The sequence below is a fragment of the Nonomuraea corallina genome, from assembly GCF_027620315.1.
GTDB lineage: Bacteria > Actinomycetota > Actinomycetes > Streptosporangiales > Streptosporangiaceae > Nonomuraea > Nonomuraea corallina.
Window position 1 is genome coordinate 1 of sequence record NZ_JAPNNL010000028.1, and the last position, 24,633, is coordinate 24,633.

The 24,633-nt window shown below is 69.9% G+C and carries 24 protein-coding genes, 1 pseudogene and 1 riboswitch; of the genes and pseudogenes, 16 read left to right on the forward strand and 9 right to left on the reverse strand.

Annotated elements, in window-relative coordinates:
* Positions 1-616, reverse strand: a pseudogene (locus OUY22_RS10085) (hypothetical protein); the annotation flags it as partial.
* A 189-nt stretch (positions 617-805) separates the two neighbouring features.
* Here OUY22_RS10085 and OUY22_RS10090 point away from each other — a divergent pair.
* Positions 806-1,018, forward strand: coding sequence for a helix-turn-helix domain-containing protein (locus OUY22_RS10090; RefSeq protein WP_270154572.1), 213 nt, complete (start codon positions 806-808; stop codon positions 1,016-1,018).
* Positions 1,019-1,070: 52 nt separating this feature from the next.
* On the opposite strand, the gene OUY22_RS10095 is transcribed toward OUY22_RS10090, so the two are convergent.
* Positions 1,071-2,114 (reverse strand): C40 family peptidase, encoded by a 1,044-nt coding sequence (locus OUY22_RS10095; RefSeq protein ID WP_270154573.1) that lies wholly within the window; start codon positions 2,112-2,114, stop codon positions 1,071-1,073.
* Positions 2,115-2,121: 7 nt separating this feature from the next.
* Positions 2,122-2,274: riboswitch (cyclic di-AMP (ydaO/yuaA leader) on the reverse strand.
* A gap of 287 nt (positions 2,275-2,561) precedes the next feature.
* On the opposite strand from OUY22_RS10095, the gene OUY22_RS10100 reads away from it, so the two are divergent.
* The 6 genes from OUY22_RS10100 (at position 2,562) to OUY22_RS10125 (ending at position 10,480) form a co-directional block, all read left to right on the forward strand.
* Entirely contained in the window at positions 2,562-3,119 is a 558-nt protein-coding gene (locus OUY22_RS10100; RefSeq protein ID WP_270154574.1) for an amino-acid N-acetyltransferase, read from the forward strand.
* 205 nt (positions 3,120-3,324) lie between these two features.
* Entirely contained in the window at positions 3,325-4,548 is a 1,224-nt protein-coding gene (locus OUY22_RS10105; protein WP_270154575.1) for an RDD family protein, read from the forward strand.
* 108 nt (positions 4,549-4,656) lie between these two features.
* On the forward strand, positions 4,657-5,145 hold the full coding sequence (locus OUY22_RS10110; protein ID WP_270154576.1) for an RDD family protein: 489 nt from the start codon (positions 4,657-4,659) through the stop codon (positions 5,143-5,145).
* Between the two features lie 511 nt (positions 5,146-5,656).
* Positions 5,657-5,989, forward strand: a complete 333-nt coding sequence (locus OUY22_RS10115) for a histone-like nucleoid-structuring protein Lsr2 (RefSeq protein WP_270154577.1) — start codon at positions 5,657-5,659, stop codon at positions 5,987-5,989.
* Between the two features lie 758 nt (positions 5,990-6,747).
* Complete coding sequence (locus OUY22_RS10120; RefSeq protein ID WP_270154578.1) at positions 6,748-9,249, forward strand: ATP-dependent Clp protease ATP-binding subunit; 2,502 nt, start codon at positions 6,748-6,750, stop codon at positions 9,247-9,249.
* 346 nt (positions 9,250-9,595) lie between these two features.
* Entirely contained in the window at positions 9,596-10,480 is an 885-nt protein-coding gene (locus OUY22_RS10125; RefSeq protein ID WP_270154579.1) for a TIM barrel protein, read from the forward strand.
* Between the two features lie 66 nt (positions 10,481-10,546).
* Here the strand turns inward: OUY22_RS10125 and OUY22_RS10130 are convergent, their stop codons facing one another.
* Positions 10,547-11,017 carry a MarR family winged helix-turn-helix transcriptional regulator gene (locus OUY22_RS10130; RefSeq protein WP_270154580.1) on the reverse strand — a complete coding sequence of 157 codons (471 nt, stop codon included), beginning with the start codon at positions 11,015-11,017 and terminating at the stop codon, positions 10,547-10,549.
* Between the two features lie 61 nt (positions 11,018-11,078).
* Between OUY22_RS10130 and OUY22_RS10135 the strand changes: the two genes are divergently transcribed.
* Entirely contained in the window at positions 11,079-11,495 is a 417-nt protein-coding gene (locus tag OUY22_RS10135) for a cupin domain-containing protein (RefSeq protein WP_270154581.1), read from the forward strand.
* A gap of 35 nt (positions 11,496-11,530) precedes the next feature.
* On the opposite strand, the gene OUY22_RS10140 is transcribed toward OUY22_RS10135, so the two are convergent.
* Positions 11,531-12,286, reverse strand: a complete 756-nt coding sequence (locus OUY22_RS10140; RefSeq protein ID WP_270154622.1) for an HhH-GPD family protein — start codon at positions 12,284-12,286, stop codon at positions 11,531-11,533.
* Positions 12,287-12,482: 196 nt separating this feature from the next.
* On the opposite strand from OUY22_RS10140, the gene OUY22_RS10145 reads away from it, so the two are divergent.
* Positions 12,483-13,151 (forward strand): hypothetical protein, encoded by a 669-nt coding sequence (locus tag OUY22_RS10145; RefSeq protein WP_270154582.1) that lies wholly within the window; start codon positions 12,483-12,485, stop codon positions 13,149-13,151.
* Positions 13,152-13,208: 57 nt separating this feature from the next.
* Here the strand turns inward: OUY22_RS10145 and disA are convergent, their stop codons facing one another.
* From disA to OUY22_RS10170, 5 genes are all read right to left on the reverse strand, one after another.
* Positions 13,209-14,291, reverse strand: coding sequence for a DNA integrity scanning diadenylate cyclase DisA (disA, locus tag OUY22_RS10150; RefSeq protein WP_270154583.1), 1,083 nt, complete (start codon positions 14,289-14,291; stop codon positions 13,209-13,211).
* 351 nt (positions 14,292-14,642) lie between these two features.
* Positions 14,643-16,049 (reverse strand): DNA repair protein RadA, encoded by a 1,407-nt coding sequence (gene radA, locus OUY22_RS10155; protein ID WP_270154584.1) that lies wholly within the window; start codon positions 16,047-16,049, stop codon positions 14,643-14,645.
* Positions 16,050-16,059: 10 nt separating this feature from the next.
* A complete protein-coding gene (gene trxA, locus OUY22_RS10160; RefSeq protein ID WP_270154585.1) occupies positions 16,060-16,404 on the reverse strand; it encodes a thioredoxin in 345 nt (114 codons plus the stop codon).
* On the reverse strand, positions 16,401-16,775 hold the full coding sequence (locus OUY22_RS10165) for a MerR family transcriptional regulator (protein WP_270154586.1): 375 nt from the start codon (positions 16,773-16,775) through the stop codon (positions 16,401-16,403). Before OUY22_RS10165 ends, trxA begins: the two co-directional genes overlap by 4 nt.
* A 42-nt stretch (positions 16,776-16,817) precedes the next feature.
* Complete coding sequence (locus tag OUY22_RS10170) at positions 16,818-17,516, reverse strand: class I SAM-dependent methyltransferase (protein WP_270154587.1); 699 nt, start codon at positions 17,514-17,516, stop codon at positions 16,818-16,820.
* 56 nt (positions 17,517-17,572) lie between these two features.
* Between OUY22_RS10170 and OUY22_RS10175 the strand changes: the two genes are divergently transcribed.
* From OUY22_RS10175 to OUY22_RS10205, 7 genes are all read left to right on the forward strand, one after another.
* Positions 17,573-18,382 carry a sugar phosphate isomerase/epimerase family protein gene (locus tag OUY22_RS10175; protein ID WP_270154588.1) on the forward strand — a complete coding sequence of 270 codons (810 nt, stop codon included), beginning with the start codon at positions 17,573-17,575 and terminating at the stop codon, positions 18,380-18,382.
* Positions 18,379-19,155, forward strand: a complete 777-nt coding sequence (locus OUY22_RS10180) for a class I SAM-dependent methyltransferase (RefSeq protein WP_270154589.1) — start codon at positions 18,379-18,381, stop codon at positions 19,153-19,155. The genes OUY22_RS10175 and OUY22_RS10180 overlap by 4 nt, the downstream gene beginning before the upstream one ends.
* Positions 19,156-19,159: 4 nt before the next feature.
* On the forward strand, positions 19,160-19,744 hold the full coding sequence (locus OUY22_RS10185; RefSeq protein ID WP_270154590.1) for a TetR/AcrR family transcriptional regulator: 585 nt from the start codon (positions 19,160-19,162) through the stop codon (positions 19,742-19,744).
* Positions 19,745-19,882: 138 nt separating this feature from the next.
* Positions 19,883-21,991 (forward strand): (Fe-S)-binding protein, encoded by a 2,109-nt coding sequence (locus OUY22_RS10190; RefSeq protein WP_270154591.1) that lies wholly within the window; start codon positions 19,883-19,885, stop codon positions 21,989-21,991.
* Between the two features lie 161 nt (positions 21,992-22,152).
* Positions 22,153-22,935 (forward strand): hypothetical protein, encoded by a 783-nt coding sequence (locus tag OUY22_RS10195; protein WP_270154592.1) that lies wholly within the window; start codon positions 22,153-22,155, stop codon positions 22,933-22,935.
* Entirely contained in the window at positions 22,932-23,993 is a 1,062-nt protein-coding gene (locus tag OUY22_RS10200; protein ID WP_270154593.1) for a glycosyltransferase, read from the forward strand. The genes OUY22_RS10195 and OUY22_RS10200 overlap by 4 nt, the downstream gene beginning before the upstream one ends.
* Positions 23,994-24,022: 29 nt before the next feature.
* Positions 24,023-24,304, forward strand: coding sequence for a metal-sensitive transcriptional regulator (locus tag OUY22_RS10205; RefSeq protein ID WP_049560737.1), 282 nt, complete (start codon positions 24,023-24,025; stop codon positions 24,302-24,304).
* Positions 24,305-24,633 lie beyond the last annotated feature (329 nt).

The following is a 24,633-nucleotide window of genomic DNA, read 5'->3' on the forward strand; positions in this document are numbered from 1 at the left end:
CCCGCCGGCGCAGCGCGATGAGCTCCCTGAAGTAGGCGTGGAACTCACGCCGATCCCGCTGGTTGCGCTCGGCCAGCTCGTCGGTGACGATCGGGTCGAGGCTGCGCGCGACGGTCTCGCTCCAGCCGCGGAACCGCTCGTGGTCCTCGGGCGGCACCCCCAGCATCTCGCTGATCACCATGACGGGCAGCGGGTAGGCGAAGTCACGGACGAGGTCGGCCTCGTCGGGCAGCGCGGCGACCAGCTCGGCGGTGATCGTCTCGATGCGCGGGCGCAGCCGCCGCACCATCCCGGGCGTGAAGGCCCTGCTGACGAGCCCGCGCATCCGGGTGTGGTCCGGCGGGTCCATCATGAGGAACGAGCGGACCGGCTCGTCGGGGCCGGACGGCGGGGTGGGGCCGTGGCCGAACCGGGGGTCGCGCAGGATGGCCGAGCAGAGCTCGTGGGAGGTCGCGATTACCAGCCCGCCGCGGGTCCGGTGGAACGGCCTGCGCAGCTTCCGGTAGCTGGAATAGGGGTCGCGCAGAAATGCGTCGTCGTACGGATCGAAACCCAGTAGATCGCTGGGAGTCAGCGCGGGCGGCGACGCGCTGTCAGAGGCGTTGTGATCGATCATCGCGCTGGTGGATGTGCCGACATATGGCGAGTACTTCATCTAGGCCGGATCATGTCAATGGCCAGGGTCAAGTGAAGCGGATCTCGCGCTTGACGGTCTTTCCAGGATGCGTTTACGTAGTCCGGGACGAGCAGCCCATTGCTCGGGCCAGGAGGTCACCGAGTAGTGCTGTTGGGGGGGAGGGCCCCGATGGATGTGCTCAGTGAAGATGTCGAACTGAGCCATGCAGACCTGGCGTTGCTGGCGGAGCTTGCCAGAGGCGTCACCGTGGATCGCGTGGGGCGCCGCCTCGACTGCAGCGGCCGCACGGTGCGCCGAAGATTGAGGGGCATCTGCGACCGGATCGGGGTGGCCACGGCGATCGAGGCCGTGGCCTGGGCGGCGCGCCGCCAGCTGATCTAGCGCGCCGCCTTTCCAGCGCCGGTCGATCGAGCGTGCCGGCTGATCCTGGTGATCAGTCGGCGATGCGCACCGCGCCGGCGTAGGGGCGCCGCGCTATCGAGGCGATGCGGACGACGTCACCGGTCCGCGGGGCGTGCACCATCATGCCGCCGCCGAGATAGATGCCCACGTGGTGCAGGTCGCTGTAGAAGAAGACCAGGTCGCCGGGGCGCAGCTCCTCCCGCGAGATGTGCCTGCCGGCGGTCCACTGGTCGCCGGTGTAGTGCGGCAGCGAGATCCCGACGCGCTGGTAGGCGGCCATGACGAGGCCGGAGCAGTCGTAGCCGTTGGGGCCTTCGGCGCCCCAGATGTACGGCTTGAGCTGCTGGGTGAGGGCCCACCGGGCGGCCTGGGCGGCCTTGCCGTCGCCGGGGATGGGCAGGTTGACCTTGACGGCCCGGGTGCCGGGGCGGCCGGCCTCGCCGAGCGCGCGCTGGAAGAGCCGGCTCTCGACCTTGGTGACGAGGGCGGAGATGCGGTCGCGCTTGGCGCCGAGGTCCTCGACGATCCGGTCCACCTCGTCGATGCGCTTCTTGGCGCCTGCCCTGGCGCGTTCGGCGGCGTCCATCGCCTTGGTGAGCTTCAGCACCTCCTCGCTCTGCTGCCGGCGCAGCGCGTAGGTGGTGGCCGCGCGGTCGAGGTAGGTGTCGGGGTCGCCGCCGCCGGCGAAGGCGAGCGTCCGGTTGAGGCCGCCCGACATGTACTCGGCCTCGACCATCAGCGTCATCTTCGTCCTCTTGGCGGCCAGGTCGGCCTCGCTGGCGGCGAGCCTCTTCTCGGCGTTCTCGACGGCCTTCTTGGCGGTCTTGAGCTTCTCGCGCTGTCCGTTGTACTGCTCGGTGAGCGTCTCGATCTCCAGGTGCATCTTCTCGACCTGCTCGGAGAGCTCCTTGAGCGAGGGATTGGGGTCGGCGGTGGCGGGACCGGCGGGGACGGCGAGCACCAGGGCGGAGAGGACGGCGACCGCGACGGTCAGCCTGAGGCCGTTGCCGGTCCGTTCCGGAGGGAGGGCGTGCCCGCCCTCCGCGCTCCCCCTGCGGTCGCGCGTGCGCTTCACCGATCAAAGCTCCTTCCGTGGGCGCCGACCGGGTTAGCTGACGGGTTCGGGCCGGAGCAGCCCTACCGAGCGAGGTGCCCGGATTCACCCCTGGCGGCGCTGCCTGATCGCCGCCGGCGGATCCCCGGTTCCCCTTGCGGGGATTGGGCGCGTCCCCGCGCCGCGTGCGCGGGGACATCGACGCTGGACACTAATGCACCCCGGGTTCCTGCTCAACCGGAACTGCCGAGTCTGTAGAGGTTTCACAACTGACGGGTCACAGGATGATCTCGGGAACCCCCTGAAGGCAAAGACTTTCTGTCCTCTTTCCCCGCACTTGGTGCAGAAGTGAATCTGGAGGGAACCTGCAACGGCCAGGAGCGCTCGTTCAGCCATGCGAGCTCACAAGTAGGGCGGAAGTCCTGGGTTTGGGGTGAACCGTAATCGCAATCGGTACGCTGGAGAGCCATGGAGCAGCTCGCCGAACGTCCCCTTCCCGAGACGGAGGTCCTCGTCCGGCGTGCCAGAACGCCCGACGTCAGGGCCATCAAACTCCTGGTGGACACCTATGCGGGAGCCGGCCCCAGGCTGCTGGAGAAGGCCGCCGTCACCCTGTACGAGGACGTCCAGGAGTTCTGGGTGGCCGAGCGCGGCGGCAAGGTCGTGGGCTGCGGGGCGCTGCACGTGCTCTGGGAGGACCTCGCGGAGATCCGCACCGTCGCGGTGCATCCGGAGGCGCGCGGACTGGCGATCGGGCACAGGATCGTCACGGCCCTCATCGACACGGCCAAAGAACTCGGGTTGCGCCGCGTATTCTGCCTCACATTCGAGGTCGACTTCTTCGCGAGACACGGTTTCCGGGAGATCCAGGGCACCCCCGTCTCGCCCGAGGTCTACGCGGAACTCCTGGCCTCGTACGACGAGGGCGTGGCCGAGTTCCTGGACCTGGAACACGTCAAGCCGAACACCCTGGGCAACACCAGGATGTTGCTTCATCTGACCTCGGGTGATGCGGATCTTGACTGACAGAAAAGGTGATTGTTGATACCCATGTCGATACGTTGTCCAGGACAGGCATGTGCCCTGACATGTGCCACATGCGCACGCGAAGCGAGGTGACACGGTGAGCACCGGACAGCCGCCGTATCCGCAGGATGAATCCGGAGAGAATCATCCTGGATACGGGCATAACCCGGGACGCCCTCAAGGGGAGGATCCCGACGCGACGGTCGTGGGCTATCGGGCCGACGACCCCTACGGCCAGGGCCAGTACGGCCAGCAGGGCTACGGCCAGCAGCAGCACGGCCAGCAGCCGCAGTACGGGCAGCCGGGTCAGCAGGGCTACGGCCAGCAGGGCGCCTCCCAGCCCGGCTACGGCCAGCAGCCGCAGTACGGGCAGCAGCCCGACTACGGCCAGCAGGGGTACGGCCAGCAGCCCGCCTCGGGCCAGCAGGGTTACGGCCAGCAGGGCGCGTCCCAGCCTGACTACGGTCAGGCCCAGTACGGGCAGCAGCCGCAGTCCCAGCCCGACTACGGTCAGGCCCAGTACGGTCAGCAGCCGCAGTCGCAGCCGGGCTACGGCCAGCAGCAGTACGGCCAGCAGCCCGCCTCGGGCCAGCAGGGTTACGGCCAGGGCTACGGCCAGCAGGGCGCGTCCCAGCCCGACTTCGGGCCGCCGCAGTACGGGCAGCAGCCGCAGTCCCAGCCCGACTACGGCCAGGCCCAGTACGGGCAGCAGCCGCAGTCGCAGCCGGGCTACGGCCAGCAGCAGTACGGGCAGCCGCAGTACGGTCAGCAGCCCCAGTACGGACAGCCAGGCCAGCCCGGCTACGGCCAGCCCGGCTACGGTCAGCCCGGTTACGGGCAGCAGCCGCAGTACGCGCAGCAGGGCTACGGTCAGCCCGGCTACGGGCAGGCGTACGGCCAGCCTGTCGGCCTCCAGCCTCCGGGCGCCCCGGCGCCGCTGGCGGAGTGGTGGCAGCGGCTCGTGGCCAGACTCGTCGACTTCGTCATCTTCGGCGTGGTCTACGGTGTGTTGTACTTCATTCTCTTCAGCCTGCTGTTCGTCTCGTACAACTCGGTGACGGGCGTCTCGGGCGGCCTCTTCACCACGTTCCTCGCCAACCTGTTGCTCTGGGTCTTCGTCGGCGGCCTCTACATCGCCTACGAGTTCTTCATGACCAAGGCCAACGGGCAGACGCTCGGCAAGCTGGTCATGGGGATCAAGATCGTGCCCGTCGGTCAGGCCCTGCCGCCCGGCGGCCTGGCGAGCGGCACGGCGCTGAAGCGGGCGGGCGCAACGTGGGGCGGCTACCTCGTCGCCGGCGTCCCGTTCGTCGGCTGGCTCGGCTCGATCGCAGTGCTGGTCAACGCCATCTCGCATCTGTGGGACAAGCCGCTGCAGCAGACGTTCGCGGACAAGTTCGCCGGCACGGTCGTGGTGAAGATCAAGTAACTGCGCAGTCCGGAAAACAGGGGCCGGTGATCCACCGGCCCCTGTTTTCGTGTGTGCTCCGTACCAGAATGGGAACGTCGGGAGACACCGATGGGGCGAGGTGAGGTTATGGCCGAGACACCGCCGCGGGTGGATCCGGTGCCCGCGGAATGGTGGGAACGCCTCGTCGCCCGGCTCATTGAAGCGCTCGTGTTCGGGGTGTTCTATTACATTCTGTTCATCGCGCTATGGGGGATCTTCCGGACTGTCGGGGTGCTGGAGGTGTTCGGGGGCCGATTGCCCGGCGTGTTCGCGTGGGTGTTGGCGGGGCTGGGTTATACGGTCTACGACTGGGTCACCCTTTTCCGGGGCGGGCGCACGTTCGGCAAGGCGATCATGCGCATTCGGGTGGAGCCGGCCCCGCTGGCGTCCCGGGAGGCGTGGAAACGGGTGCTCGGCTATCCGGCGCCGGCCATCGTGATGGGCATTCCGGTGCTCAATCTGCTGGCCGGAATGTTCGTGTTCGCGGTCGGCCTGCTGATCCTGATGGACAAGCCGCTGCAGCGCGGGCCGCATGACAGGCTGGCCGGGACCATCGTGGTTAAAGATCATTCCTGAGCGGGGCAAGACCGGGAGCCGCTTTTCAGGAAACTTGGTGGAGATCCGGTAAGACGCCTGGAGAGACTGCCATTAGGCTATGGGGCGTTCGGGTTGCCGGATGTTGATGCCCCTGACACGCTATGGGCATCTGTGTGCCGCTATGGTATGAGGTGCGAAGGTTGCCGGGCATCGGCGACACCGGTGCGGTCAAGCCGCGCCGCCGCACCGCGCGTGTATTAAGCGCCAGGAAACCCCGTCCGCTGTGGAGGCGAGGACGAATGCAAGTTCTGGGAGAGGTATTGTCCGCGCTCATCCCGCCGGTCGTGGTGGGGGGAGCCTTCATCTTTGGGGTGGTCAAGTTGGTGCGCGCCGAGGGTCCGGGGCGGCGGCCAAACCGGCAGGATCAGGCCGAGAACAGCCACTGATCGGTGACTCAGCAGAATCATAGCTGAGCTGAATTGTCTTAACGTCTTTCCGGGTATATGTTTGGGCGAGCGAATGAAACAATGCTCCGGAAAGGATTGCGTAGATGGCCAAGCAGATCCAGGAGATTCTCATCGATGACCTCGATGGGGGCGAGGCCAATGAGACGGTCAGCTTCGCTATTGACGGCTCTTCCTATGAGATTGACCTCAGCGACGTTAACGCCAAGAAGCTGAGGGACGCTCTCCAGCCTTTCGTGCAGCGCTCCCGCAGGGCGGGAGCCGTCCCCACGCGCCGTCGGGGCCGGGGCGGCCAGCGGGCGATGAGCCGTGAGAAGAGCGCCGAGATCAGGCAGTGGGCCAAGGCTCACGGCCTGCCCGTCAGCGAGCGAGGCCGGATCGCCTCCACTGTCGTCGAGAAGTACGAAGCGGCCCACTAAAGCGAGCCGCGGCTGACCATGCGCTTATGCCGTTCGCCTAAGGACCCCGGCGGCCGCCATAAGCGCATGATCGTCGAGGGCGAATCCCGATCCTGGACGTCGATCCGGCGATCTTGGATTCGCCTGAGAAATGGGCATTTGGGTCTTCGCGTCGAACCGTCGAGCGCGTGCTTTTGGCGGTTTTGTCGGGGATGACGGGACTCCAGCGCTTTCGGGCGATCTGGGGTCCCATCTCTGTGTCCGGCTTCCATCCGCCCGCGCTTCACCGGCAGTCCCGCCGGCCCGGCATGGCGATCCCGCCACTCTGGTAACGCCGCTGACCAGACGGGGTTTCGCCCTGAGTGATGCGTTCCACATCCGCTTGGCCCTCGTTTGCATCGCCGCATACCATGGCAGGAGCAAGAGACGTGGAAGCGGCGTCCAGGACGCATGGGCGTGACGACGGGCGACGACCCGCCCCAAGGGCCGGCCCGCCGGGCGCCCCCGTTCGCCCTTTCCGTGTCATCTGTCACCGTCGCCGGCGGCGAATCAGAGGCGTAGACCCAAGCGTCCCAAACATCGTTCGCTTGCGGCGTATCGGGAACACGTCACCCCCGAACCATAGTTGGATGGAGGGTGAACGCCCTGCTCTCGGGGAACGCTCTGTGCTATAGAGCGTGTCAGCGGCAGAGGGCACGGTTCGCCGAGCCAGGGCTAGCATGCGGGATGACGGGACCGGACTTACCGGCCTGACTGACCGCTCTGTGAGGAGCGACGAGATGTTCGAGAGGTTCACCGACCGAGCAAGGCGTGTTGTCGTCCTGGCCCAAGAAGAGGCCAGGATGCTCAACCACAACTACATCGGCACTGAGCACATTCTTCTTGGTTTGATCCACGAAGGTGAGGGCGTGGCCGCCAAGGCTCTGGAGAGCCTCGGCATCAGCCTTGAGGGCGTGCGTCAGCAGGTCGAGGAGATCATCGGCCAGGGCCAGTCGGCTCCGTCGGGGCACATTCCCTTCACCCCGCGGGCCAAGAAGGTCCTCGAGCTGTCGCTCCGTGAGGCTTTGCAGCTGGGTCACAACTACATCGGCACCGAGCACATCCTGCTCGGGCTCATCCGCGAGGGTGAGGGTGTGGCCGCCCAGGTGCTGGTCAAGCTTGGAGCTGATCTCAACCGGGTCCGGCAGCAGGTGATCCAGCTGCTCCACGGTTACCAGGGCAAGGAGCCGGCCGCCGCGGGCGGCCCCCAGGAGTCGGCCCCGTCCACCTCCCTGGTGCTCGACCAGTTCGGCCGCAACCTGACCCAGGCCGCCCGCGAGGGCAAGCTGGATCCGGTCATCGGCCGCGAGAAGGAGATCGAGCGGGTCATGCAGGTCCTCTCCCGGAGGACCAAGAACAACCCCGTTCTCATCGGCGAGCCCGGCGTCGGCAAGACCGCCGTCGTCGAGGGCCTGTCGCAGAAGATCGTCAGGGGCGAGGTGCCCGAGACGCTGAAGGACAAGCAGCTCTACACGCTTGACCTCGGCGCCCTGGTCGCCGGCTCCCGCTACCGCGGCGACTTCGAGGAGCGCCTCAAGAAGGTGCTCAAGGAGATCCGCACCCGCGGCGACATCATCCTGTTCATCGACGAGCTCCACACGCTCGTGGGTGCGGGCGCCGCCGAGGGCGCGATCGACGCCGCCAGCATCCTCAAGCCCATGCTGGCCCGCGGCGAGCTGCAGACCATCGGCGCCACCACTCTCGACGAGTACCGCAAGTACCTCGAGAAGGACGCCGCGCTGGAGCGCCGCTTCCAGCCGATCCAGGTGGCCGAGCCCTCGCTCAGCCACACGATCGAGATCCTCAAGGGCCTGCGCGACCGCTACGAGGCGCACCACCGCGTGTCCATCACCGACGGCGCGCTGGTCGCCGCCGCGCAGCTGGCCGACCGCTACATCAGCGACCGCTACCTGCCCGACAAGGCGATCGACCTCATCGACGAGGCCGGCTCGCGGATGCGCATCCGCCGCATGACCGCGCCGCCGGACCTGCGCGAGTACGACGAGAAGATCGCCAACGTCCGCCGTGACAAGGAGTCCGCGATCGACGCGCAGGACTTCGAGAAGGCGGCTGCCCTCCGCGACCAGGAAAAGCAGCTCCAGCTCAAGCGCGAGCGGCGGGAGAAGGAGTGGAAGGCCGGCGACATGGACGTCGTGGCCGAGGTGACCGAGGAGCTCATCGCCGAGGTCCTGGCCACCGCCACCGGCATCCCGGTCTTCAAGCTGACCGAGGAGGAGTCGCAGCGCCTGCTCCGCATGGAGGACGAGCTCCACAAGCGGATCATCGGCCAGGACGACGCCATCAAGGGCCTGTCGCGGTCCATCCGGCGCACCCGCGCCGGTCTGAAGGACCCGCGGCGTCCCGGCGGCTCGTTCATCTTCGCGGGTCCCTCCGGTGTCGGTAAGACCGAGCTGTCCAAGGCTCTGGCGGAGTTCCTCTTCGGCGACGAGGACGCTCTGATCAGCCTGGACATGTCGGAGTTCATGGAGAAGCACACCGTCTCCCGGCTGTTCGGCTCGCCTCCCGGCTACGTCGGCTACGAGGAGGGCGGTCAGCTCACCGAGAAGGTGCGGCGCAAGCCGTTCTCCGTGGTCCTGTTCGACGAGATCGAGAAGGCCCACCCCGACATCTTCAACTCGCTGCTGCAGATCCTGGAGGACGGTCGCCTGACCGACGCCCAGGGCCGGGTGGTCGACTTCAAGAACACGGTCATCATCATGACCACCAACCTCGGCACCCGGGACATCTCCAAGGGCATCGGGGTCGGGTTCGCGAAGTCCAACGACACCGAGTCCAACTACGAGCGGATGAAGGCCAAGGTCCAGGAGGAGCTCAAGCAGCACTTCCGGCCCGAGTTCCTCAACCGCGTCGACGACATCGTGGTCTTCCACCAGCTGACGCCGAACGAGATCATCAAGATCGTGGATCTGATGCTCGCGCAGGTGGCCGACAGGCTGAAGGACCGCGACATGGGGCTCGAGGTCTCGCCCGACGCCAAGCAGCTGCTCGCCGACCGCGGTTACGACCCGGTCATGGGCGCCCGGCCGCTGCGCCGTACGATCCAGCGCGAGCTGGAGGACTCGCTGTCGGAGAAGATCCTCTACGGCGAGCTCCGTCCGGGGCAGGTCGTCAAGGTGACCATCCAGGGCGAGGGCGACGACGCCACGTTCGTCTTCGCCGGGGAGAACGCCACCCAGGTGCCCGACTCCGCGGCCGCCATCGCCGGTTCGATCCAGAACTGACGGTTCCGAAGAACCCCCGCGTGCTCCGGCACGCGGGGGTTCTTCGTGCTCTGGAAACGTTGCCGAATCGTTGACGCCACGACTGGTTCGCCACGAGTAGTAGTACTACACTGCGTAGAGCTTCGCCCAGTCCTGTCCAAGTGATCCGCAAGATCACACCCGTACGGTCGGGACTGCTCCCTGGGGAGTAGCCGGAAATCAACCCAGGGCTGACGCGCGCGCCGCTCACGAGCCGACATGCTTGGAGCGCACCAGCGGGCGAGGGAACCAGTGAAAGTCGTGGAGGAAGTCGATGCGCCTGCGTCACGATGACGGAACGCTCGTTCACCTCGCCTACAACGCAGGCGTGCACCCCGCGGAGGACCTGGAGAACCTCATCGCCCACCTCACCCGCTACGCCGTGCCGGTGCGCAAGCGCCTCGGCGTCGAGCGGATGGGCGTCGGCCTGTGGCTCTCGCCGGCCGTCGCCGACCATCTCACCGCCGACCGCATCGAGCTGGTCCGCCTGCGCCGTTCTCTTGAGGAGCGCGGCCTGGAGGTCGTCAGCCTCAACGGCACCGGCGGCCGCAACCAGGAGGCGCCCGGCCCCGACTGGGCCAAGCCCGAGCGCTACCGCTACACGATGGCACTGGCCAGGATCCTGGCGTTCCTGCTGCCCGACGACGTCCAGTCCGGCAGCATCTCCACCATCCCGATCGGCTGGCGCCGCGACTGGCCCTCCGACCTGCAGGCCATCGCCACCCGCCGGCTGGAGCGGCTCGCCCGCGAGCTGCGCGGCCTCCACAGCGTCACCGGCAAGACCGTCAGGGTCGGCTTCGAGCCGTGGCCCGGCTGTGTGCTGGAGACCACGGAGCAGGCGCTGGAGCGGGTGAGCGGCATCGACTCCGACCACCTGGGCGTCTGTCTCGACGCCTGTCACCTGGCCCGTGGCGCGGAGGAGGCCGGGGAGGCGCTGCGCGGCCTGGCCATGACCGGTGCGCCCGTGGTCAAGCTCGGCCACGTCCACCACCACACCGGCGGCGCGCCCAACACCGGCAGCGTCCTGCACGACACCCTCACGGCGATGCTCTCGGGCGCGGTGAGCGGCAGCGCCCACATCGAGGTCGAGACCCACAACCTGGCGGTCCCCGGCCGGGCCAAGGGCCCCGGCGCCCTGGTCTCCCTGCTGGCCGAGGAGCTCGACTGGGCCCGCACCAGCCTCACCAGCCTGGGCCTCCAGCTCGCCGCCTGATCCGGGGGCTGGTCCGGCGCCTCACGCGCCGCCGAAGCCGCCTGATCCGGGGGCTGGTGCGGCGCCTCACGTGGCGCCGAACCAGCCCGGGATGTCGAGGCGCCACAGGTCGGCCGGGGTCATCTTGCGGAGGTCGGCCTCCAGGGCCCGAAGCCGGTCCTCGCCCAGTTCGGCGGCCCAGCGGGCGCGCAGGTCGTCGAAGATCGCGGCCGAGCGGGCGAGCGCATCCCTGCCGTACGGGGTCAGCCGGACGATCTTGCGGCGGGTGTCGGCGGGGTCGCGGGTGCGTTCGACGTAGCCGAGGCGTTCCAGTGTCTCGATGGTCTTGCCCGCGGCCTGCTTGGTGACGCCGAGCGTACGGCCCAGGTCCACCGCCGTCGTGCCGTCGGGCCCTATGGCCTGCATGACGAAGCCGTGCATGGGCCGGATGTCCGGATGCCCCTGACGGCCCAGCTCGGCATGGAGCTCGTCGATGAGCACCCGGAAGGCCAGGAAGAGGCGGAGCGGGAGTTCGAATCCCGGAGGTGTGCTTGACACGATAGACAACCTGGTTCACTATCTAGACAATGACGTTGTCTATCTTAGGGGAGCACCTGCCATGACCGTCATCCGCGACGCGGGGGCACGCAGGATCGAGACGCCCAACGGAACCATGACCACCCTCGCCTCACCCACCCAGGGGGAGTCACGCCAGGCCGTGTGGCGCGTGGACGCCAGGCCCGGCACGGCCGGCCCGGTGCACGCCTTCGACACCGAGTCGGTGTGGACCTGGCTGGCGGGCCGCTGCACCGTCCAGCTCGGCGGCGAATGGGTCGAGGTCGCGGCCGGCGACACCATGGTGCTGCCCGCCGACGTGCTGCGACAGCTCGTCGCCGACGAACGGCACGGGTTCGCCGCGATCGTGGCGGCCCCTGCGGGCGTGAACGTCTACAACCCGGACGGGCTCGACACCCCGGACGCCTGCGACCTCGTCCCCGAGGGCACCCGCCGCATGCCGCTGCCCTGGGCCCGGTGAACGACCGGGCCGCCCGGGCGAGGGAGGGCCTGAGGTCAAGCAGGAAGGCTGTACGTGCCGTCCTCCAGGACTTCTGCCAGGCCGTCGGCGACGAGCCCGTCCAGGGCCCGCTCGCGCTGCACGGCGTCGTCCCAGACCACGTCCAGCGCCGCCTTCGGCACCGGCCCGTGCGCCGCGCGCAGGACCGCGAGCAGCCGGCCCCGGCACTGGCGGTCGGTGCCCGCGTACGTCTGCCCCTTACGGGCGGGACCCGCGTGCGCGGGCTTGCCCGCCAGCCGCCAGGCGCAGACCCCCGCGATCGGGCAGCTCTCGCAGCGGGGGGCGCGGGCGGTGCAGACGAGCGCGCCCAGCTCCATCACCGCCACCCCCCAGAGGGCGGCGCCCAGCTCGGGCAGGAGCGCCTCCGCCAGGCGGCGTTCGGCGGCGGAGGTGGCCGTCGGAGGATACTCCTCGGCCCGTACCGCCCGTGCGAAGACCCGACGCACGTTGGTGTCCAGGATCGCGTGCCGGCCCCCGTACGCGAAGCTCGCGACCGCGGCGGCGGTGTACTCGCCGATCCCCGGCAGGGCCAGCAGGGTCGCGTGGTCGGAGGGGACCTCGCCGTCGTGCCGCTCGGTGATGGCCGTGGCGCAGGCGTGCAGGCGCAGCGCCCGGCGCGGGTAGCCGAGCCGCCCCCAGGCCCGCACCGCCTCACCGGAGGGCTCCGCGGCCAGCGCCTTCGGGGTGGGCCAGCGCGTCATCCACTCGTGCCAGACGGGAAGGACCCGGGCCACCGGCGTCTGCTGGAGCATGATCTCGCTGACGAGCACTCCCCAGGGTGTCCGATCGGGAGCGCGCCAGGGGAGGTCCCGGGCGTTGTTTTCGTACCACTCCAGAACGGGAAGGTGTAGGAGGTTCGGCTCGATCACGCGGCCCAGCGTATGACGAGATGGCAAGGTCCGGCGTGTCGTCACGGCACGTCATCCTCCCGTTACCCATCCTGGCCACATGGATCCGGAAACCATGCGTGGAGAGCCGGGACTCGGGGGCGACGTCTACTGGCGGCGGCGCATGAGCCTGCTCATCGCGGTGCTCGTCGTGGTGGCGGTGGTGGCGTGGGCCTGCTCCGGCTCCAGCGGCCCGGAAGAACGCTCGGACGCCAAGCCCTCACCCAGTCCGGCGCCGGTCACGGACCCCCTGCTCGCGGGGCTGCGTACGCTGACCACGGGGACGGCGAGCCCGTCACCCTCGCCCAGCCCGAGCAGGAGCCCACGCCCCCGGCGCGCGGGCGAGCCCTGCAAGGAGAACGACCTGGTGCTCCACCTCCAGGGCAAACAGGAGATCTACCCGAAAGGCACGCGCCCGCACTTCATCGTCACCGTGGTCAACACCGGGCCCGTGATGTGCAGGACCGACGTCGGACCGCGGGCGCTGGAGATCCGCATCACCTCGGGTGACGACCGTATCTGGTCCACCGCCGACTGCGTCAGCGGCCCCGGGACGGACACGCGCGAGCTGAAGCGCGGCGTGCCCTACGTCCGCTCCCTCGACTGGAACCGCCGCCGCTCCAGCGGCGACTGCCGCGCCGATCCGCCCGCCGCCCTTCCCGGCACGTACGTGGTGGTGGCGCGGCTGGGCGAGCACAGGAGCCCCAGAGGGGTCTTCCACCTGCGCTGAACCGGGCCTGCCCGCCGGTGGCACGGATGCGGCCGGTCACCGCGCGGCCCACGGCGCTCAGACGTAGCGTTCGAGGATCGAGGACTCGGCGAGGCGGGAGAGCCCCTCCCTGACGCTGCGGGCGCGGGACTCGCCGACGCCGCCCACCGCCTGGAGGTCGTCGATGCTGGCCGCCAGGAGCTTCTGCAGGCTGCCGAAGTGGTCGACCAGGCGGTCGACCACCGTGGCGGGCAGGCGGGGCACCTTGGCCAGCAGGCGGAAACCGCGCGGGCTGACCGGGCTGTCGAGCTTCTCGCCGTCGTCGTGGCCGAGCAGACCGGCCACCACCGCCAGGTCGAGCAGCTCGTTGCCGGACAGCGCGTCGAGATCGCGCAGGGCGTCGGACAGGCGACGCCGGCGGCGGCCCGACGGGGCCGGGAGGTAGTCGCGCACCACCAGCTCCCGCTCCGAGTCGACGCCGGAGACCAGCTCGTCGAGCTGCAGGGACAGGAGCCGACCGTCGGTGCCGAGCTCGACCACGTACCCCTTGATCTCGTCGGAGATGCGCCGCACCATCTCCAGCCGCTGCGCCACCGCCGCCACGTCGCGCACGGTCACCAGATCCTCGATCTCCAGCGCGGAGAGCGTGCCGGACACCTCGTCGAGGCGGTGCTTGTAGCGCTCAAGGGTGGCCAGGGCCTGGTTGGCCTTGGACATGATGGCGGCCGACTCCTCCAGCACGTAGCGGATGCCGTCGAGGTAGAGGGCGATGATCCGCATGGACTTGCTGATCGCGATGATCGGCAGGCCGGTCTCCTTGGCCACGCGCTGGGCGGTGCGGTGGCGGGTGCCGGACTCGTCGGTCGGGATGGTGGGGTCGGGGACGAGATGGACGGCGGCGCGCACGATCTTGTCGTCGCCGCTGACCACGATCGCGCCGTCCATCTTCGCGAGCTCGCGCAGCCGGGTGGCGGAGAAGTCCACGTCGAGCTCGAAGCCGCCGCTGCAGAGCCGCTCGACGGTCTTGTTGTGGCCGAGCACGATCAGGCCGCCGGTCTGCCCGCGCAGGATCCGCTCCAGGCCGTCGCGGAGGGGTGTGCCCGGCGCCACCGCGGCGAGGGCTTCCCGACGGCGGTCGTCAAGACTCCGGTCGTTTGGCACCTGACCCCCGTGTCGAAATAGTCAAGCCCAGCTTAGCCGCGCCGTCTCACTCTCTCCTCCGCCTTTGGCCGAGGCATGCGCCGTGGCCGGGTACGGCGAGAGAGGTTTCAACGGTACTGAAACGGACGTTTCCCGGCACCCGCAGCGCGTCCTTCGCGCCCGCGGGGCGTCACCGGACGACGCGGCGGCCCCCGAGGCGGGCCGTGGCGGCGACCTGAGGGCGTTCGTGGACCGGCCGCGGCCGGTGCGCGACCCCGTCACGGCGGCGGTCACGTCGGCTCTGGGAGGCTAGACGTCCCGCCGATGTCCGTAGCTCAACCGCCCGGCCCCGAAAAGGGCCGCTCGCGGGGGTCAGGTGACGTGGGTGAGGGCGTCCCAGACGTTCTCGGCCTCGACGACCTCGAAGCCGGGGGCGAAGGCGACCGGGCCGACCGGGACGAGGGAGCGCTGGCCGCCGGCCTTGCGCCTGCCCTCGTCGAGGGAGCCGAGCGGGACGAGGCCGCGCTTGAAGCCGAGACGGGCCGCTTCGGTGAGGCGGCGGCGGACGTCCTTGACCGGGCGGAGCTCGCCCGCGAGACCGACCTCGCCGAGCGCGACCAGGCCGGCCGGCAGCGGCTTGTCGCCCGCGGCGCTGGCGACGGCGAGCATGACGGCCAGGTCGACGGCCGGGTCGCCGAGCTTGATGCCGCCGACGGTGGCGGTGAAGACGTCGCAGCCGCCCAGCCGGGCGTTGAGCCGGCGCTCCAGCACGGCCAGGACCATCTGGACGCGGTAGGTGTCGAGGCCGGAGGAGGTGCGCCGGGGCTGCTGGGCCTCGGTGCGCGCCACCAGGGCCTGGACCTCCGCGGGCAGCGGGCGGGTGCCCTCGACCGTGACGGTCACGCAGGTGCCGGGGACCGGGTCGGTGCGGCGGGAGACGAACAGGCCGCTGGGGTCGGTGATGCCCTCGATGCCGCGCTCGTGCAGGTCGAAGCAGCCGACCTCGTCGGTGGGGCCGAACCTGTTCTTGATCGCTCGTACCATGCGGAGCCGGGAGTGGCGGTCGCCCTCGAAGTTGAGCACCACGTCCACGAGGTGTTCGAGGGTGCGGGGGCCGGCGATGGAACCTTCCTTGGTGACGTGGCCGACCAGGACGGTCGCCATGTCGCGCTCCTTGGCCAGGCGCACGAGGTTGGCCGCGACCTCGCGGACCTGGGTGACGCCGCCGGGGACGCCGGTCGCCTGGGCGGAGCCGACGGTCTGCACCGAGTCGACCACGAGCAGGCGCGGCTGGATCTTGTCCACGTGGGCGATCAGGGCCGACAGCTCGGTCTCGGCGGCGAGGTAGAGCCGGTCGCGGACGGCGTCGATGCGGTCGGCGCGGAGCCGGACCTGGGCCGCGGACTCCTCGCCGGTGACGTAGAGGACGGTCTCGCGCTCGGCCATGCGGGCGGCGGCCTCCAGCAGCAGCGTCGACTTGCCGATGCCGGGCTCGCCGGCCAGCAGCACGACCGCGCCCGGCACCAGGCCGCCGCCGAGCACCCGGTCGAGCTCGCCGACGCCGGTGGTGCGGGCGGCGGCGATCTCGGCCTTGACCTGGCCGATCGGCAGCGCCGGGGCGGTGGTGGCGCCGGCCTGGACGACATGGGCGCCGGCCCGGCCGCCCTCCGCGTCGACGGTGCCCCACGCCTGGCACTCGCCGCACCGGCCCACCCACTTGGAGGTGCGCCAGCCGCACTCGGCGCAGCGGTATCCGGGCTTCTGGGCAGTCTTGGCCATGGCGAGCAGGCTAGCGGGCCGGACCGACATCCGGCTGATCCCGCGGAGCCTGGGTCAGGCCCAGCTCACGGACCAGCACGCGCTTGGGCCGGGCGCCGACGACCTGCCTGACCGGCTGGCCGTTCTCGAACAGCAGCAGCGTGGGCAGGCTCATGACGCCGTAGCGGGCCTGGAGCTCGGGGTGCTGGTCGGTGTCGAGCTTGCCGATGGTCAGCCCCAGCTCGGCCTCGATCTCCTCCAGTACGGGGGCGACCATCTTGCAGGGCGGGCACCATTCGGCCCAGAAGTCCACCAGCACCGGCTCGCGGGCGGCGAGCACCCGCTCCTCGAAGTTGTCCGCGGTGAGCGTGATCATGTCTCTCCTCTGAAGAAGCAGTCTTCGCACGAGCCGGCGAGCTGCGCGGCGACCTCGGCGCGGCGGGCGAGCAGCAGCCGGACCTCGTCGTCGATCTCGGCGAGTTTGCGCTGGTAGACGGCCACCGACTCGGGGCAGGACCCGCCGCTGTCATGACCGGAGCGCAGGCAGTCGACGAACGGGCGGGTGTCTTCCAGCGTGAACCCCACCGACAGCAGCGCCCGGATCTCCGACACCAGCCGGACGTCCCCCTCCGTGTAGAGGCGGTAGCCGTTGGCGCCCCGGCGGGCGCTGAGCAGCCCGTGCTGCTCGTAGTAGCGGAGGGAACGGGTGCTCACCCCGGTCCGCCGGGCCAGCTCTCCGATGCGCATGAGCCCACGGTAGACATTGACACCGGCGTCAAGGTCAAGCCCTCAGTAGAAGCGCCAGCGCAGCACGTTCGGGTAGGCCAGCTCCAGCCCGGACGTCTCGGCGATGGCCTGCTCGGCCACCTCGGGGGCGAACTCGATGCGCAGCACCGCCTCCAGGTCGGCCCGCCGCTCGAACACCATGCGCAGGTCGAGGGGGCGACGCAGCCAGCCCTGGCGGTCCCAGAACGCCTCCACCTCCGGCGCGGAGTAGGACGGGACCGTGCGCTGGAACCACCGGCCGAACGCGCCACGGGAGGCGTCGAGGTCCAGCACGAAGGCCGCGCCGCCGCGCCGCACCACCCGCGACAGCTCGCGCAGGCCCGGCTCGCAGCCCGGCCCGAAGAAGTACGCCCAGCGCGCGATCGCGACGTCGACCGAGGCGTCGGGGAGCGGCAGGTCCTGGGCGGCCGCCTCGCGCACCTCGACGGACGGGAGCGCGGCGCACCGGCGGCGGGCGGCGGCGGCCAGGCCGCGGTGCGGCTCCACGCCGATCACCCGCGCCGCCTCGGCGGCGTAGCCGGGCAGGTGGTAGCCGGTGCCGCAGCCGATGTCGAGCACGGTCGCGCCACGCCACGGCCGCAGCTCGCGCATCGCCGCTCCGGCGGTGTCGCCGGGGTCGACGGCGCGGTTCTCCAGCTCGTACACGTGGGGGGTGTGCCAGATGTTGGGGCTCGGAATCGCGCCGCGGACCGTCCTGGGCATGCGACAACCGTACGTGGTGGCGCGCCGGCACGGGACATCCGGCTTAGGCTGGCAACGTGGCTGATGTCATCCGCGTGCCCAATGCGAAGATCGCATTGTCCACCGCTTCGGTATATCCGGAACGCACGCCCGATGCGTTCGAGCTGGCGGCCCGCCTGGGCTACGACGGCGTTGAGATCATGGTCGGCGCCGACCCGGTGAGCCAGGACATCGACGTGATCGAGCGGCTCTCCGACCACTACGAGGTGCCCGTCCTCGCCATCCACGCGCCCTGCCTGCTCGTCACGCAGCGGGTGTGGGGGCGCGACCCGTGGGCCAAGCTCGTCCGCGCCCAGAAGGCGGCCGAGCGGCTCGGCGCGTCCACGGTCGTCGTGCACCCGCCGTTCCGCTGGCAGCGCGACTACGCCCGCGAGTTCGAGACCGGTCTGGCCCGCATGCGCGACGAGACCGACGTGGTCTTCGCGGTCGAGAACATGTTCCCGCTTCGGGCCAGGGGCAACGACGTGGTGCCGTACTCACCCGACTGGAACCCGATCGACTACGACTTCCCGCACGTCACGCTCGACCTGTCGCACACCGCCGTGTCGGGCTCCGACGCCATGGAGATGGCCACCAAGCTCGGTGACCGGCTGGCCCATCTCCACCTGGCCGACGGCAGCGGCGTGACCAACAAGGACGAGCACCTGGTGCCCGGCCGGGGCAGCCAGCCGTGCGCGCCCATGCTGGAGCGGCTGGCCCGCAACGGCTACGACGGCCTGGTCGTCCTGGAGATCAACACCCGCAAGGCGGCCAGCCGTTCGGAGCGCATCGACGACCTGGCCGAGGCGCTGGCCTTCGCCCGCCTCTACCTGGCGGCCTCGCGATGAACCACGACCGTCTGCGCACGGGGCCGAGCCCCGAACTCGGCCTGGCGTTCGAGCGGGTGGCCGACGCCTACGACGCGGGCCGGCCCGGCTATCCCGACGAGCTCTACCTGGCGCTGGCGGAGGTGTCGGGCGTGCCGCTCGACGGCGCCACGGTGGTCGACGTGGGGGCCGGCACGGGGAAGCTCGCGCACGCCCTGCGCGCCCGCGGCGCCCGGGTGGTCGCGGTCGATCCGGGCGCGGAGATGCTCGCCAGGCTGCGGGCCAAGGGCACGGCGGGGGTGGCCGCGGTGCGGGCCGACGGCAACGCGCTGCCGCTGGCCGGACGCTGCGCCGATCTGGTGACGTACGGCCAGTCCTGGCACTGGCTCGACCCGGCGGCCTCGATCGAGGAGGCCAGGCGGGTGCTGCGGCCGGGCGGGGTCATCGCCGCCTGCTGGAACTTCGCGCACGCGGCCCAGGCCGAGTGGCTGGCCGCCCACGAGGAGCGGCTGGCCGGGGCGTGCCCCACCTACTGGGGGCCGGCCAGGGCGGAGTGGTCGCCGCCGCCGATCGCGGCCGTGTTCGAGGTGGTGGGGGAGCGCTGGATGCCGTGGACCCGCCTGGTCGGGGTCGAGGAGTTCCTGCTCGACCTGCGTTCTCACTCGTACATGGCGGCGATGCCGGAGGCCGAGGCCGACGCGCTGGTGGAGCGGCAGCGGGCGGAGCTGGTCAAGGAGTTCCCCGGTGGCGTGATGTCGGTGCCGATGCGCGTCTACCTGGCCGTGGGCCGGTGAGGGCGTGAGCACCATCAAGCGGCGTCCCGGGCGGCGTCCAGGCTCCGCCGACACGCGCGGGGAGATCCTCGCGGCGGCGCGGAAGGTCTTCGCCGAGAAGGGCTTCGACAAGGCGACGGTGCGCGGCATCGCCAGGGAGGCCCAGGTCGACCCGGCGCTGGTGCACCACTACTTCGCCACCAAGGAGGGCATGTTCGCGGCGGCCATGCAACTGCCGCTGTCGCCCGACCGGGTGCAGGCGGTGCTGCTCGACGGTCCCCGGGAGGAGATCGGCAGGCGACTGGTCACGATGGTGCTCGCGGTGACCCAGGAGCCGGAGACCCGCGAGCCGCTGGTGGCGCTGATCCGCTCGGCGATGACCCACGAGCAGGCGCGGGTGATGTTCCAGGAGTTCATGACGAACGCGCTGCTCTACCGGGTGGCCGACCAGCTCGGCATCCCCCACCTGCGGGTCGAGGCCGCGTTCGCGCAGATGTTCGGCGTGGTCATGGCGCGGCACGTGCTCCGCCTGGAGCCCATCGCGAGCGCCGCGCCGGAGGAACTGGTGGAGTTGATAGCGCCGACGATTCAGCGCTATCTCACAGGCTAGAGCATTGTTCTGTAACAGCTCCGCGCCATAAGGTGAACACGGTTACCCTCTGGAAGTTACTCGTAGGTAGGATCCCGAGGGGGCCAGGTCAGCGCGGTCACCGTACGCTGGCAAGCCAACGTCGTTGTGGGAGGACCCGTGCTCTGGGTAGCCATCATCGGGCTCGTGATGACCGTCGCGGCGGTGGCCGTGGCGGGCCGCAGGGCTCTATTCCTGTTCAAGCTCGCCACGGTGGGCCCACCGGCTCCTGAGCGGATCGAGTACGCCAAGGCCAACGCCGGCGCCGAGGCCAAGGCGCAGCTGGTGGAGGTGTTCGGCCAGAAGAAGCTGCTGAAGTGGACGCCGTCCGGCGTGGCGCACTTCTTCGTCATGTGGGCGTTCTTCATCCTGCTGACCGTCTACATCGAGGCGTACGGCGCGATCATCCAGGGCGCCGTCACCGGCAGGCCGAACTTCCACATCCCGCTCATCGGGCAGTGGCCGGTCCTCGGGTTCCTGCAGGACTTCATCGCCGTCGCCTGTCTGCTCGGCCTGGTCGCCTTCGCGGCCATCCGGCTCAAGAACTCGCCGAAGACTCTCGGCCGCAAGTCCCGCTTCTCCGGGTCCCACCTGGGCGGCGCGTGGCTCGTCCTGTTCATGATCTTCAACATCATCTGGACGCTCTTCCTGGCCAGGGGCGCGGCGGCGGCCAACGGCAACCTGCCCTACTCCTCGGGCGCGTTCGTGTCGATCCCGCTCGGCGAGGTGCTGCCGGCCAGCCACCTGCTGGAGGAGATCGCGCTGCTCCTGCACATCGGCTTCATGCTGGTGTTCCTGATCATCGTGGTGCACTCCAAGCACCTGCACATCTTCACCGCGCCGCTGAACGTGCTGTTCTCGCGCCGGCCCGACGGCCTGGGCGCGGTGCCCGAGATGCGCGTCGACGGCAAGCCGGTCGACTTCGAGGACGAGGACCTCGACCCCGAGCGGCTGGGCCGGGGCAAGATCGGCGACACCACGTGGAAGGGCTTCCTCGACTTCTACTCCTGCACCGAGTGCGGCCGCTGCCAGTCGCAGTGCCCGGCGTGGAACACCGACAAGCCGCTGTCGCCCAAGATGCTCATCCTCGACCAGCGCGACCACGCCTTCGCCGTCGCCCCCTACCTGATGGCCGCGCAGAACGGCGGCGCCGAGCACAAGGACACCGACGTGCTCGCGCTGCTGGAGAAGCCCCTGGTCGGCGAGGACGGCGTGATCCACCCGGACGTGCTCTGGTCGTGCACCAACTGCGGCGCCTGCGTCGAGCAGTGCCCGGTCGACATCGAGCACATCGACCACATCATCGACATGCGCCGCTACCAGGTGATGGTCGAGTCGTCGTTCCCGTCCGAGGCGGGGGTGATGGTCAAGAACCTGGAGAACAAGGCCAACCCGTGGGGCATGTCGGAGATGAAGCGGGCCGACTGGATCGAGGAGCTCGATTTCGAGGTGGAGCTGGTCGACGAGAAGATGCCCGAGGACGCCGAATACCTCTTCTGGGTCGGCTGCGCCGGCGCCCTGGAGGACCGGGCCAAGAAGACCACCAAGGCGGTCGCGGAGCTGCTGCACATCGCCGGGGTGAAGTTCGCGGTGCTCGGCCCGATGGAGGCCTGCACCGGTGACCCGGCCCGCCGCCTGGGCATGGAGTACCTGTTCAACATGCTCGCCCAGCAGAACATCGAGACGCTGAACGAGGCGGGCGTCAAGAAGATCGTCGCCACCTGCCCCCACTGCTTCAACACGCTGGCCAACGAGTACCCGCAGCTCGGCGGCACCTACGAGGTGATCCACCACACCCAGCTGCTGGCCAAGCTGGTCGACGAGGGCAAGCTGACCCCGATCACGCCGATCGAGGAGAAGATCACCTACCACGACCCGTGCTTCCTGGGCCGCCACAACAAGGTCTACTCCCAGCCGCGCGACATCATGTCCAAGGTGCCGGGCGTGCAGACCCAGGAGATGCACCGCCACAAGGACCGCGGCTTCTGCTGCGGCGCGGGCGGCGCCCGCATGTGGATGGAGGAGCGGATCGGCAAGCGGATCAACACCGAGCGGGTGGACGAGGCGCTGACCACGAACCCGGACACCGTGTCCACCGCCTGCCCGTTCTGCATGGTCATGCTCGGCGACGCGATCAACGAGAAGAAGAACTCCGGAGAGGCCAAGGAGTCGCTCGAAGTCGTGGACGTCGCGCAACTCCTGATCAAATCCGTGAAGACCTCCGCCTGACCCGCGAAGTGAAACTCCTCCACACGCCCGTGTGGAGGAGTTTCGCCGGTCAAGAGGGCTGATCGCGGTAAATCTGGCATCCACATAACGGGAAAATCACGGTAACCTCAACGTCGCATGGCTCTATTCGACGGGGAGGGGGGCTTGTGACAGCTGTCGTCGTGACAGACGCCGAAGTCACCCTTGCCGACGTCCTCGCCCTGCGACTGGCCATGGCCGAGCCGTTGCCCGGCGGCACCGAGCTGGTGCTGCGCCACCGCACCAGCGGCGTCGAGCGCGAGGTGACCCTGGGCACGCCCGGCGCCGAGACCCGCGAGGCCACCGTCGCCGTGTCGCTGGCCCCACTGCTGCTCACCGCCGGGCGCTGGGACGCCTACCTGCGCCACCAGGGCAGGCGCAGCCGGCTGCGCAGCATCGACCCCGGCTTCTCGCTCGACCACCTCGACGCGTACGCGCTCTGCAAGCGCACGCTGGCCTACCGGTCCTACCGCACCCGCAACGGCTACCTCGCGCTGAAGATCGACGAGGCGGCGCCCGTGGCGGAGGTGCGTGCCGTCTGGTTCAGGGAGGGCCGCTTCGAGGTGACCGGCCTGCTCGCCTACACGGGCCTGGCGGACGACGAGTCCCGCCACGAGGCCACGCTGGCGCTGCACCGCAGGCAGACGGGCATGCGGGTGTCGGCCACCGCCACCGTGCAGGGCGTGCGCTTCCACGCCGCGGTCTCGCTGGTCGACGTGCTCGCCGCCGACCCCGAGGCGTCGGGCACGTGGGAGCCGTCGCTGGAGGTGGACGGCCTCGGCGAGCCGTTGCGGCTGGGCGGCTGGCTCGACGACGTCGACGGCAAACGCCGCCGCCTGCAGTACCCTTCGGCCCGGATCGACGGCGTGCCCATCAAGCCCTCCTACACGGCCGACGACGAGCTGCGCATCGAGGTGGGCGGGTGAAGGTCAGCTTCCTGCTCTCCTCCGCCTACGCCATGCGCGGGGACGTCCGTTCCATGCTCAGCCTCGCCGGCGCGCTGGCCCAGCGCCACGACGTCGAGGTGATCAGCCTCAGGAGGCAGAAGGAGAAGCCGTTCTTCCCGGTCGCCGCGGGCGTGGACATGCGCTCGGTGGTCGACGCCAGGCCCGGGGTCAGACGGCTGTTCCCGCAGGGCCAGGTGCGGACCGAGGTGGCGCTCTGGCGGGTGCTGCGCTCGCTCAGGAGCGACGTCCTCATCACCACCAGGCCGGGGCTGAGCGTCCAGGCCGCCCGGCACGCCCCGCGCGAGACGCTGCGCATCGCCCGCGAGTGGGGCAGGCCGGCGGTCCCCGGCCCGGTCAGGAAGCTCTACCCGCGTCTGGACGCGGTCGTGGCGGCCACCGAGCCGGCCCGTGAGGAGTGGAGCGACCTGCTCGACTCCGGGCCGCCCGTGCACGCCATCCCCGACGCGCTGCCCGGCTCGCTGTGGCCGCGCTCCCGGATGGACAACCGCATCGTGGCGGCGGGCGGCCGCTGGGTGGCCGCCAAGGCGTACGACAGGCTGATCCGCGCCTTCGCCGTGGTCTGCGCCGAGCGGCCTGACTGGCGGCTCAGGCTGTACGGCAGCGGCCCGGAGGAGCGGCGGCTGCGGGCGCTGGTCGACGAGCTGGGCCTGCACAACCACGTCTACTTCATGGGCACGACGCCCGACCTGACCGGCGAGTTCGCCAAGGCGTCCATCGTGGCCAACACCTCCCACACCGCCGACCTGGGCATGACCGTGCTGGAGGCGATGGGCTGCGGGGTGCCCGTGGTGGCGTTCGAGGGCCCTCATGGACCCGCCGAGCTGGTGGCCACCGGCTACAACGGCGTGCTGGTGCCCGGCGCCGACGAGCAGGCGTTCGCCGCGGCGTTGCTGGCGCTCATCGGCGACGAGCGCAGACGGCGCTCGCTGGCCGCGGGGGCGCTCGACACCGCCATCCGCCACGGGGCCGACGAGGTGGGCGAGCAGTGGGAGAAGCTGTTCGCCGGACTCCGCTGAGTGATACCGGTAGCGGGTACCGTAGAGGCATGCATGGGTACAGCGGAGACAAGCAGGCCTACCTGACCCGGCTCAGGCGGATCGAGGGGCAGATCAGGGGTCTGCAGCGCATGGTCGACGACGACGCCTACTGCATCGACGTCCTCACCCAGGTCTCCGCGGCCACGCGGGCGCTGCAGGCGGTGGCGCTGGGGCTCCTGGAGGAGCACATCTCCCACTGCGTCGCCGACGCCATCGCCACCGGCGGCCCTGAGGCCGACGCGAAGGTCAAGGAGGCCTCGGCCGCCATCGCGCGGCTCGTCCGCTCGTAGGCGGACACCCCCCAGGAGGACTAGTCATCGTGAGCCACCCCCGACATGACATGTCCCGGACCCCTTGAGGAGTCCGGGACGAGGTCATGTGATCGTCTTCAGTGACTGACCGAAGTCCGCAATCCGAGCGCGTCGTCGAGCTCGTCCAAGGTAAGCCGCCGCTCGCTGACAGCGACGGCGGTGAGCACCTCGGCGTAAAGCGCGATCTCGTCCAACGCGACACGGTCATGGACCCGGGAGTCCAGAGTTTCGTGCCCCACCGCGTCGTCCTTCCCTTCCGCAGCCCACACCCTCTTCGAGGTTACGGTGCGAGCTCTTCCGGCGACATG